The following is a 10,730-nucleotide window of genomic DNA, read 5'->3' on the forward strand; positions in this document are numbered from 1 at the left end:
CTCTATGAGTAGCGCTCAACTGAGTTCTGCGCCTGGATAGCCGCGCGGAGTCACCATTCGGCCCCCCTCCAGTCTGCTGCTGCTGTTGCCGATGACCAAAACAGTCAGCATGTCAATGGTTTCTACGGGCAAGCGGTCGAGCCGGCAGAACGAGACGTGTTCCTCCTGTCGACCTAATTGCCTTGCCATCACAACAGGTGTGGAGGCAGGGCGTTCAGTGAGCAGGATGTCTTTGGCACGTTGCAGCTGCCAATCACGTCCTTTGGAGCGGGGGTTGTAGAGCGCAACGACGAAATCGCCCTTGGCGGCACCTTCTAGTCGTCGTTCAATCACTTCCCATGGGGTAAGGCGATCGCTCAAGCTCACGGTGCAGAAGTCATGCATGAGCGGTGCACCAGCTTTTGCCGCTGCTAGTTGTAGTGCGGAGATTCCTGGATGCACGGCAAAGCGAGGCCGGTCGTCCTCTGCTAAGTCCAACCAGAGCTCAAGCGCGAGCCCGGCCATTCCATAAATCCCGCTGTCGCCAGACGACACCAACGCCACGCGAACGCCCTGGCGAGCGAGGCTCAGAGCTTGCTGGCAGCGGTCCCTTTCCATGGTGAGTTGCCCATCCAGCCGGATCTGATCTGGACGGCGCAGCGGTTCTAATAAGTCGAGGTAGAGCCCGTATCCCACCCAGGCAGGACAGCGCGCTAGGGCACTGCGGGCTGCAGGAGTGAGGAGGGCCAGATCACCTGGCCCACTGCCGATGAGATGCAGTTCGCCCCGTTGAGGTGCATGGGCCTCCATGCTTTCGGCAATCGCCACGGTGATGGCGCCGCGTTCCTCGTCGTTGGCGTGGGTGATTCGTTTGTGCAGCTTGAGTTGTGCGTTGGGTCCGGCACTCAGTAGTGCAGCTGCTTCTGCAACCGATCCCGTTCCCATCTCTGCAGCAACCACCTTGGATGGGGTTGGCACCGGCACAGCATCTAATGCTGATGCTGTGTGCAAACGGAAGGGCCAATGGTGAAGCTGTGCGAGGTCTTGAAGCGCCCGTTCATCGCCCTTGCGATCGATGCTGCTGATGCCTGCAACGGCGGCCTCTGCCAGGTCCGCCTCCTCGAGGGCACTGCTTACAGCACGCTGGACAAGGTTCAAGCTTGTGTCGCGTTCGCAGCCAATTCCAAGCCAAAGGAGTGCTGGGTGCCAAGTGCATGCCCCCGCATGGGCGATGGATGTGCTGATCTCCAGCGCTGGAATTGCACTGTCTGAGTTAGCACTGCCTGCCTCGGCATCAAGGCCGAGGAGCTGGCTGGATTGAGCGGCCGAACTGCTTTGCCACAGCTTGCTTCCCATTGATTGGATGAGACGGGGTCCCTCTCCACGCGCCTGGGCCTTCATCAGTTGGGTCCAGCTGGCGCTTGTTCCGCCGCGTTTCCATCCCCAAGCATGACCGAACACATCGGTTGCTAGACGGCCCGAAACAGCACTATCTCCGCTCAGAACCGCTTCCCCTCCAAGCGTGGCGGCGATCTCCCGGCTTAACTGTTCCGCACCAGCTTGGTGACCGCCAAGCAATGGGATCACTCTTTGTCCCTCTGCATCCAGAACCAGGACTGCAGGGTCACTTTCTTTGTCCTTCAACAGTGGAGCAATCAAACGGGTGACGGCACCTGTGGCTCCGATCACCATCAGCACTCCCTCCTCTTGCCAGTGCTGCTGGATCAACATCGCAGCTGAGTTCACCAGACACGTTCCGTCTAGGTCAGCAATGGTGGCGGCTGCACCGGGAGTGAGTGCCAGTTGATCAGTGAGGCCAGATTGCTGAAGTCTTTGCATCAAAGGCCAGGCCCTCGAGGTCAGACCTAGGGCCAATCGCCTGGCAGCGAAAGGAGGAGAGGAGTCGTTCAGGACAGGAGTTTCGGAGGTCAACGCTGGGTGCCATCGGGGTTCAATAGCTCCCGGGCTGATCCTCCCAGGGTGCTGGTTGGAGAAATTCTTTCTGGTTCGATGCTGATCCTCGGTGCCCTTGATGGGGTTTGGGGTTCCGGGGCGACGGGCTCGCTGGGTGTAGGTGAGGGTTCCGAAGGAGTCCCTGCTTTTGAAACGGGTCCCTCTGCTGTCTCCACTCCCTTCTCTGGCATCGCTGTTTCTTGTAACGCCGGTTCTGGCAATGACGTTGTTTTGGCTGGGTTGATCTTCAAATCCTCGAGCTCAGCGAGCTTTTCTTCCTCTGCTTGTCTGTCCAGAGCCTTGTCATCCATACCTTGTTCAACGATGGCTGGTTCATCGACAGCCCCTTCATCCACAGCCTTTTCTTTTATGGGCTCTTTCTTCAATACTTGTTCTTTTGGTGCCGTGGTCCCGGCGCCCTCCAGTCCAAGGATGTCGTCTTCACCCACGAGCTCTTGCGTTGCGCTCGGGTCTTCAGGCTTGGCTTCACCCAGCAAACGCGCTAGCTCGCTGTCATTCAGGCTTGATTGCAACCAAATTGGTTTGGGGTTCTGCCGCTTAGGGACCACTCTCAATTGGTTGTTGAACATCGGCTCGAGCGATTCACCGATCCCGTTCAGCAACTCCATCTGAACAGTGTTGATCCCTTTGCGGTTGTCGATTCCCTGGAGCCAAAGGGCATCCTGCTGGTCCACGACAAAACTGTCCTCGTTAACCGTGATGCGTAGGCGCCAGCGAGCGTCTCCAGCTCGGAGGTTTTGCAGAGGCGCATTCCATACCAACCAATCGAGCAGCAAAGGGCTGTCCCCCCCGAGCTCAGCCGGACTCACCATCGCCAGCCAAGGGGAATCGCGTTTTGGCTGCGTGCCCATCAGCGGGCGCAGCTGATCTACAGCCCAATGCAAGCTGGCGCCAGGAGTTTTGACGGCTTCTCCCCAGGGGTAAGCGGCATAGGCCGTGAACCTGTGGCTCCCTGGACTAAGGGCAGGGAGTTCAAGCGATATGCGGTTTCCATTCCGTTCACTGATGCGAACGGGTGCTTGATCATCAATTTGAATCGCGACGTGGGCTCCGAGACCGAGTTCGCGGTCGTTCGCGAGGGGCCAATCCTCGATTTTTAATTCCAGGTTGAGGGGACCGCCCTGTAGCTGGCTCCCATCCAAGGGACTGATGAGTGAAAGCAGGGGATGATGCTTCCCTAAGGCTTGATGGAGCTGCTGAACCGCACCAGGTGGTTCCACTTCTCGAAGACGGCCTGATGGGTTTTGGGTCGGAAGATTCTTGCCTTGATTAGGAGCGGATTTGGAGTTGGGCTGATTGGCCCAAGGCAACGACGGAATGGCCAGCACGGGTTGTCCCGTTCCAAAGAGGAGGATCAGGGCGAAGAGTGCTGCGAACCATCGGATGCTTGCGTGTCGCCGGCCCGATTTATCCATGGAGCGGGAAGGATGTGCCGCCATTCTGAATGGCCCCACTTCGCAGGTCCAGGGCACTGGCTGAGTATTAATTAGCGAAAGAAAATAAGCAGGTTGTTGATAGTTTTGTGTCTTGATTGGGTGGTTCTCGCTGACACCACCTGCAAACCAGACCCCAGTTGCAGACTGGATCGCCGCCGGATTGAACCTTTGTAACTCGATGAGGGTTAAGGCCCTCTCGCGACTCTATGCTCAAATCAGCGGTCCCCTCTTTGGGGCCCAAAGCACCAGTGATGGACAGGCTTTTCCTGGCTTGAACTGGCGCCCGGCTACAGCCTTCGGGCTATGGCCGGGGCCCCGGCGAACTGTCCGGTTCTCCGGAGGGGTGGCCCTCCACCTCGATCCCGTCCCTCGAGGAACGACTCGATGACCATCAGCCCACCAGAGCGTGGGAGCACCGCGAAGAGCCAAGTCGAAAAGGTTGACAATCCAGCAACCTTTGAATTGTTCGGCAAGCCCGGACATTTCGACCGAGCTCTCGCGAAAGGCCCCAAGACCACAACATGGGTCTGGAACCTCCACGCCAACGCTCACGATTTCGATAGCCACACGAGTGACCTTGAAGAGGTTTCTCGGAAGATCTTTAGTGCTCACTTCGGCCATTTGGCCGTGATCTTCATCTGGCTAAGCGGCGCTTTCTTCCACGGAGCCCGCTTTTCCAACTTCTCCGGCTGGCTCGCCGACCCCACCCACGTGAAGCCAAGTGCTCAGGTGGTGTGGCCCGTGTTTGGCCAGGAGATTCTCAACGGTGATATGGGTGCCGGTTTCCAAGGCATTCAGATCACATCTGGCCTCTTTCACGTCTGGCGTGCATGGGGCATCACCAACGAGACCCAGCTGATGTCGCTTGCCATCGGCGCTCTGGTGATGGCCGGCCTCATGCTGAATGCCGGTGTTTTCCACTATCACAAGGCAGCTCCCAAGCTCGAGTGGTTCCAGAACGTTGAGTCGATGCTCAACCACCACTTGGCAGGTTTGCTTGGTCTCGGTTCCCTTTCCTGGACCGGGCACCTTCTGCATGTGTCTCTGCCGACCACCAAGTTGATGGATGCCATCGACGCCGGCCAGCCGCTGGTGCTCAATGGCAAAACCATTGCTTCTGTCGCAGACATTCCACTGCCACACGAATTCTTTAATCAGGATTTGATCGCGCAGCTCTATCCAGGATTCGGTGCCGGTATTGGCGCCTTCTTCTCTGGTGATTGGGCTGCCTACAGCGACTTCCTGACCTTTAAAGGTGGAATTAATCCAGTCACAGGAAGTATGTGGATGAGCGATATCGCTCATCACCACCTTGCCATTGCGGTGCTGTTCATCGTGGCTGGTCACATGTACCGCACGAACTGGGGCATCGGGCACTCCATCAAGGAGATCCTCGAAGGTCAGAAGGGTGATCCCCTCCTGTTCCCTGCCACCAAGGGGCATGACGGACTCTTTGAGTTCATGACGACCTCTTGGCATGCTCAGTTGGGCGTCAACTTGGCCATGCTCGGTTCGCTGAGCATCATCGTGGCCCAGCACATGTATGCGATGCCTCCGTATCCATACATGGCGATTGACTACCCGACTCAGATCGGACTGTTCACCCACCACATGTGGATCGGTGGTTTCCTAATCGTTGGCGCTGCTGCTCACGCAGCTATCGCCATGATTCGCGATTACGACCCTGCCAAGCATGTGGATAACGTGCTCGATCGTGTGCTCAAAGCGCGCGATGCCCTGATCAGCCACCTGAACTGGGTGTGCATTTGGTTGGGCTTCCATAGCTTTGGCCTCTACATCCACAACGACACAATGCGTGCTCTGGGGCGTCCCCAGGACATGTTTAGTGACTCAGCAATTCAGCTGAAGCCAGTGTTCGCTCAGTGGATTCAGGGTTTGCATGCAGGAGCTGCCGGTAGCACCGCTCCCAACGCACTTGCTGGCGTTAGCGAAGTGTTCAACGGCTCCACGATTGCCGTTGGTGGCAAGGTTGCTGCTGCAGCGATTCCTCTTGGGACCGCTGACTTCATGGTGCACCACATCCACGCATTCACGATTCACGTGACTGTGTTGATCCTTCTTAAAGGTGTGCTCTATGCCCGTAGCTCCCGCCTCGTTCCAGATAAAGCAAACCTGGGCTTCCGCTTCCCTTGCGACGGACCCGGCCGAGGTGGCACCTGTCAGGTGTCTGCTTGGGACCATGTGTTCCTAGGCCTGTTCTGGATGTACAACTCCCTGTCCATCGTGATTTTCCACTTCAGCTGGAAAATGCAAAGCGATGTTTGGGGAACTGTGAATGCTGATGGCAGTGTCCAACACATCACGAATGGCAACTTCGCCAACAGCGCAATCACCATTAATGGCTGGCTGCGTGACTACCTGTGGGCTCAGGCCGCGCAGGTGATCAACAGCTACGGCTCGAACACCAGTGCCTATGGCCTGATGTTCCTTGGTGCTCACTTTGTCTGGGCCTTCAGCTTGATGTTCTTGTTCAGTGGCCGCGGCTACTGGCAGGAATTGATTGAGTCCATCGTTTGGGCTCACAACAAGCTGAAGGTGGCACCTGCCATCCAGCCCCGTGCGCTGTCCATCACCCAGGGCCGTGCCGTGGGTGTCGCTCATTACCTCTTGGGCGGCATCGCGACCACATGGGCCTTCTTCCACGCCCACATCCTTGTGGTCGGCTGACCTACCTGACCTTTCCCTCTAATGGCAACGAAATTTCCTTCGTTTAGCCAGGGTCTGGCACAGGACCCGACAACCCGCCGCATCTGGTACGGGATCGCCACGGCTCACGACTTCGAGAGCCATGACGGAATGACGGAGGAGAAGCTTTACCAAAAGCTCTTCTCCACCCATTTCGGGCATCTCGCCATCATTGGCCTTTGGGTTTCGGGAAACCTGTTCCATATCGCCTGGCAGGGCAACTTCGAGCAGTGGGTCGCCGACCCACTGCACGTGCGCCCAATCGCTCACGCAATTTGGGATCCCCATTTCGGTCAAGGCGCAATTGACGCCTTCACCCAAGCGGGTGCATCCTCCCCAGTGAATATTGCCTATTCAGGTCTCTATCACTGGTTTTATACGATCGGCATGACCTCGAATGCCGAGCTGTATCAGGGATCCATCTTCATGATGATCCTGTCGGCTTGGGCTCTGTTCGCTGGTTGGCTGCACTTGCAGCCCAAGTTCCGTCCGTCCCTTGCTTGGTTTAAAAACGCCGAATCCCGCCTGAACCACCACCTGGCCGTTCTGTTCGGATTCAGCTCCATTGCATGGACCGGCCACTTGGTTCACGTGGCTATTCCTGAGTCCCGTGGTCAGCACGTTGGTTGGGATAACTTCCTCAACGTGATGCCTCACCCAGCTGGGCTGGGTCCATTTTTTACCGGCAATTGGGGCGTGTATGCCCAAAACCCTGACACCACAGGTCAGGTTTTTGGTACCGCTGAAGGATCAGGCACTGCAATCCTCACCTTCCTCGGTGGCTTCCACCCTCAGACCGAAGCCCTTTGGCTTACTGATATCGCCCATCACCATTTGGCCATCGGCGTGATCTTCGTGATCGCCGGCCACATGTATCGGACGAACTTCGGAATCGGTCACTCCATTCGCGAGATCCTTGAAGCGCACAACCCACCAACCGGAACCCCCGGCAACTTGGGTGCTGGCCACAAAGGTCTCTACGACACCATCAACAACAGCCTGCACTTCCAACTCGGTCTTGCTCTCGCCTCTCTTGGCGTGATCACCAGCTTGGTTGCACAGCACATGTACGCAATGCCGTCGTATGCCTTCATCGCGAAGGACTACACGACCCAGGCAGCGCTTTACACCCATCACCAGTACATCGCCATCTTCTTGATGTGTGGTGCCTTCGCCCACGGTGCGATCTTCTTTATCCGCGATTACGACCCCGAAGCCAACAAGGACAACGTCCTGGCTCGGATGCTCGAGCACAAAGAAGCAATCATCAGTCACCTGAGCTGGGTCTCCCTTTTCCTGGGCTTCCACACCCTCGGCCTCTACGTCCATAACGACGTGGTTGTGGCGTTTGGAACTCCTGAGAAGCAGATCTTGGTTGAACCTGTCTTTGCACAGTTCGTCCAGGCTGCTTCCGGTAAAGCGATTTACGGCTTCGATGTTCTCTTAGCGAACGCTGGTGGTGCTGCTGCCAATGCCAACGCTGCCTACATGGGCGGTTGGATGGATGCCATCAACGGTGTTCGTGGTAGCAACGACTTGTTCCTGCCGATTGGCCCTGGTGACTTCCTTGTTCACCACGCCATCGCTCTGGGTCTCCACACCACCACCCTGATCCTTGTGAAGGGTGCTCTGGATGCACGTGGATCCAAGTTGATGCCTGACAAGAAGGACTTCGGTTACTCCTTCCCCTGCGACGGCCCTGGCCGTGGCGGTACCTGTGACATCTCTGCCTGGGACGCTTTCTATCTAGCTGTCTTCTGGGCTCTGAACACAGTGGGTTGGGTCACCTTCTACTGGCACTGGAAGCACCTTGCGATTTGGCAGGGCAACGTGGCTCAGTTCAACGAGTCCAGCACCTACCTCATGGGCTGGTTCCGCGACTACCTCTGGCTGAACAGTTCACAGCTGATCAATGGCTACAACCCCTTTGGCAGCAATAACCTGGCTGTTTGGTCTTGGATGTTCTTGTTCGGTCACTTGGTTTGGGCGACAGGATTCATGTTCCTGATCTCCTGGCGTGGTTATTGGCAAGAGCTGATTGAGACCATCGTTTGGGCTCATCAGCGCACTCCTCTGGCCAACCTTGTTGGCTGGCGCGACAAGCCTGTGGCTCTCTCCATCGTCCAGGCTCGGGTTGTGGGTCTTGCTCACTTCACGATCGGGTACATCCTCACGTACGCCGCCTTCTTGATCGCCTCCACCTCTGGCAAGTTTGGCTGATTCAGCCTAAACCTCTGCTTGATTAACGAGCCGTTTCTCAGAGATTTCACCCGTCCGGTTTCCCTGGCGGGTTTTTTATGTGAATCAATCATCCAGCGAGACAAACATCTGAAAAACCCTCAAGCCCAAGAACAGCTTCGGCCTCGTGCATTATTTGGTCTGATGTATGTCTGCTGGTAGGAAGGTGTTTTTATTTAATTGCCGCCGCTAAAGGCGATGTCCAGCGTGCGCAGATAGGTGTGAAGGCCCGCATCTTGAATCGGCAGCACATAGGCATCTTCACCGGACTCGTTGTGGTGAGAATGCCAATAACCAGGTGGCGTCACGAAGGCCGCTCCCGGGACCCAATCTTCCCGATGTCCATTGAGAATCATCCCGTTGGCATCGAGCTTCGTGCCGATCATGGTGTAGCAGCCGGGTTGGCAATCAACAGCGAAATCAAGAGCGATGGATTGGTGGCGGTGTGGTCGCTGGATCTGGCCAGCGGGCAAGATTCCGAGCATGGCCCAGAGGGTATGGGTGATCGTGCGTGTCTGAGGGAAATTGCTGTTGCCCAGCAAAACGCTCACACGGTTGGCACGAGCACCGTTAGGGCTATTTGCAATCGCTTCTAGATGTAGTTTGCTGTCCCGATGGCTATAAAAGCTGGGCTCAAAGCGAGATTGAGCTGGTTCAACTCCCAGGTAGCGCAGGAGTGGAGCATCATGCACCCAATACAAACCTGCTTTTTTGTGCGTGGTGTGAATCGCGTCTCCACCTGCAGGCAGCACCAACAGGTCTCCTTTTGACCATTGGAACGTTTGCCCACAGGCTTGTGTCTCCCCTTCTCCATTCGTGATGAAAAACAGCTGACTTGTCGCAATGGCACTGGTGCGTTGCTCACCACGGTCGAGGCGCACAAAATTGGCGCAAAGAGAAGGGCCGGTGGCTGGGCCAGAGCAGCCAAGCTGTTCACTCAGATCGAGAGGAAGAACATCACAACCGGTTTGATCAAAAAAATCTGGTGAAAACGAGCGAAAGGGGACCGATGCAATCAGGCCACTCTGTTGAGGGTTTGCAGCGGAGCGGTAATCAAAAAAACGGGCTTGCTCAGAGGAGGCCTGATGCAATGTGGGAGCTACCAAGGATTCGACCTCAACGAGATGCATACCTTATCGATCAGTGAGGTATGGATTGTATGGGTTTTATCATTCTTGGAAGCCAGCCTTAGGCCAGCAGCACTGCGACACAGCATGGAGTTAGAGCTCAGTTCAGGCGAAGGGTGAAATAAGCTCTAAACGTTCCCTATCCCAGAGGATGAGGGAGAAGCAATCGCTAACCTGAGACAAATAAAGCCTATGGACATTCTGCACAAGGTGGATATTTGCTTCATGGCATTCTTTTAGTCGGTAATTGGGAATTCGCTCCGAAAGATGGTGGATATGGTGATAAGCGATATCGGCGGTAAACCAGTTTAAAATAGCTGGCATTTGTAGGAAGGAAGATCCAGAAAGAGCACCACGGAAATAACTCCAATTATCTTCATCACTTGTATAGGATTCAGGGAAGTTGTGTTGGATGAAAAAGACAGCAATCATTACTGCTGCACTGCAACTCATGATCAAGGCGTAAAGGATCCAGAAGTGTGCATAGCCAATAGAGCTCCCGATCCACCACCACAACATTCCAACAACAGCTGTGTTAGCAATCATGTCTACACATTCACCACTGGTGTAAAAGAAGCTGGATTTGTAATTAGAGCAAACTTTTTTTGGCGATATCCAGTCTCCGGTCGTCACCATCTTTATGGTGCTTTTGATGGAATGACCAACGAATTCAAAGAAGCTTAAAAGTAAGGCAACTCTTGGCTTGATGATGAGATAGAAGAATCCACCAGGGAAGAGCAGCAGTGGATGGCGCAAGAGGCGATAGAGCCACTGAGAGCGTGGAGATCGTGAGTCGTATTGCTCGCGTGTGATCAGAGCGGATGGTCCGCGATAACGGTCCCAATTCCCATTGTGTTTGTGATGGAAGGCGTGTCCTCGCGACCAGGGATGTTGTGGCATGCCGTGAATCAAACTCAATCCGAAGGCAGCAATTCGATTCGACCGCTTGGAACGGAACAGACTCTGATGTCCGCAGTCATGCATTAGGGAAAAGCTGCGACTGAGCAGCAAAACCATCAACACCAACAGCAAGGGTGTCAACACGATCGCTGTGATGTTGAACGATGTTGTCACCGCAGACATCGCAAACCCCACTGCAATGATCGGAACCACGGTGTTCAGGATCTGCCAGCTCGCGATCCGGTCATCACTGGCCATAAAGGGAGCGAGTTTGAAGTCGATCCGTTTGGGGTAATGACTAGGCGCCATGTCTTGGCTCATCCTCTTATCGGTCGTTGTCATGCAGCTTCCACGTGGGGTGCCGCAATCG

6 protein-coding genes are annotated in these 10,730 nt (G+C 55.6%); 2 read left to right on the plus strand and 4 right to left on the minus strand.

Annotated elements, in window-relative coordinates; all coding sequences use genetic code 11:
* Positions 1 to 15 precede the first annotated feature (15 nt).
* A complete protein-coding gene (cobJ, locus tag SynSYN20_RS02160) occupies positions 16 to 1,818 on the minus strand; it encodes a precorrin-3B C(17)-methyltransferase (RefSeq protein ID WP_255476407.1) in 1,803 nt (600 codons plus the stop codon).
* 89 nt (positions 1,819 to 1,907) lie between these two features.
* On the minus strand, positions 1,908 to 3,368 hold the full coding sequence (locus SynSYN20_RS02165; protein ID WP_186524554.1) for a hypothetical protein: 1,461 nt from the start codon (positions 3,366 to 3,368) through the stop codon (positions 1,908 to 1,910).
* Positions 3,369 to 3,773: 405 nt separating this feature from the next.
* Between SynSYN20_RS02165 and psaA the strand changes: the two genes are divergently transcribed.
* Together psaA and psaB are read left to right on the plus strand one after the other, a co-directional pair.
* Positions 3,774 to 6,077, plus strand: a complete 2,304-nt coding sequence (gene psaA, locus SynSYN20_RS02170) for a photosystem I core protein PsaA (protein WP_186524555.1) — start codon at positions 3,774 to 3,776, stop codon at positions 6,075 to 6,077.
* 21 nt (positions 6,078 to 6,098) lie between these two features.
* Entirely contained in the window at positions 6,099 to 8,315 is a 2,217-nt protein-coding gene (gene psaB / locus SynSYN20_RS02175) for a photosystem I core protein PsaB (RefSeq protein WP_186524556.1), read from the plus strand.
* 194 nt (positions 8,316 to 8,509) lie between these two features.
* On the opposite strand, the gene SynSYN20_RS02180 is transcribed toward psaB, so the two are convergent.
* Together SynSYN20_RS02180 and SynSYN20_RS02185 are read right to left on the minus strand one after the other, a co-directional pair.
* A complete protein-coding gene (locus SynSYN20_RS02180) occupies positions 8,510 to 9,463 on the minus strand; it encodes a cupin (protein ID WP_186524557.1) in 954 nt (317 codons plus the stop codon).
* Between the two features lie 102 nt (positions 9,464 to 9,565).
* Positions 9,566 to 10,702: a fatty acid desaturase gene (locus SynSYN20_RS02185; RefSeq protein WP_370586695.1), complete on the minus strand. Its 1,137-nt coding sequence runs from the start codon at positions 10,700 to 10,702 to the stop codon at positions 9,566 to 9,568.
* Positions 10,703 to 10,730: the final 28 nt, after the last annotated feature.

The organism is Synechococcus sp. SYN20, from assembly GCF_014279555.1.
Classification (GTDB): Bacteria; Cyanobacteriota; Cyanobacteriia; order PCC-6307; family Cyanobiaceae; genus Synechococcus_C.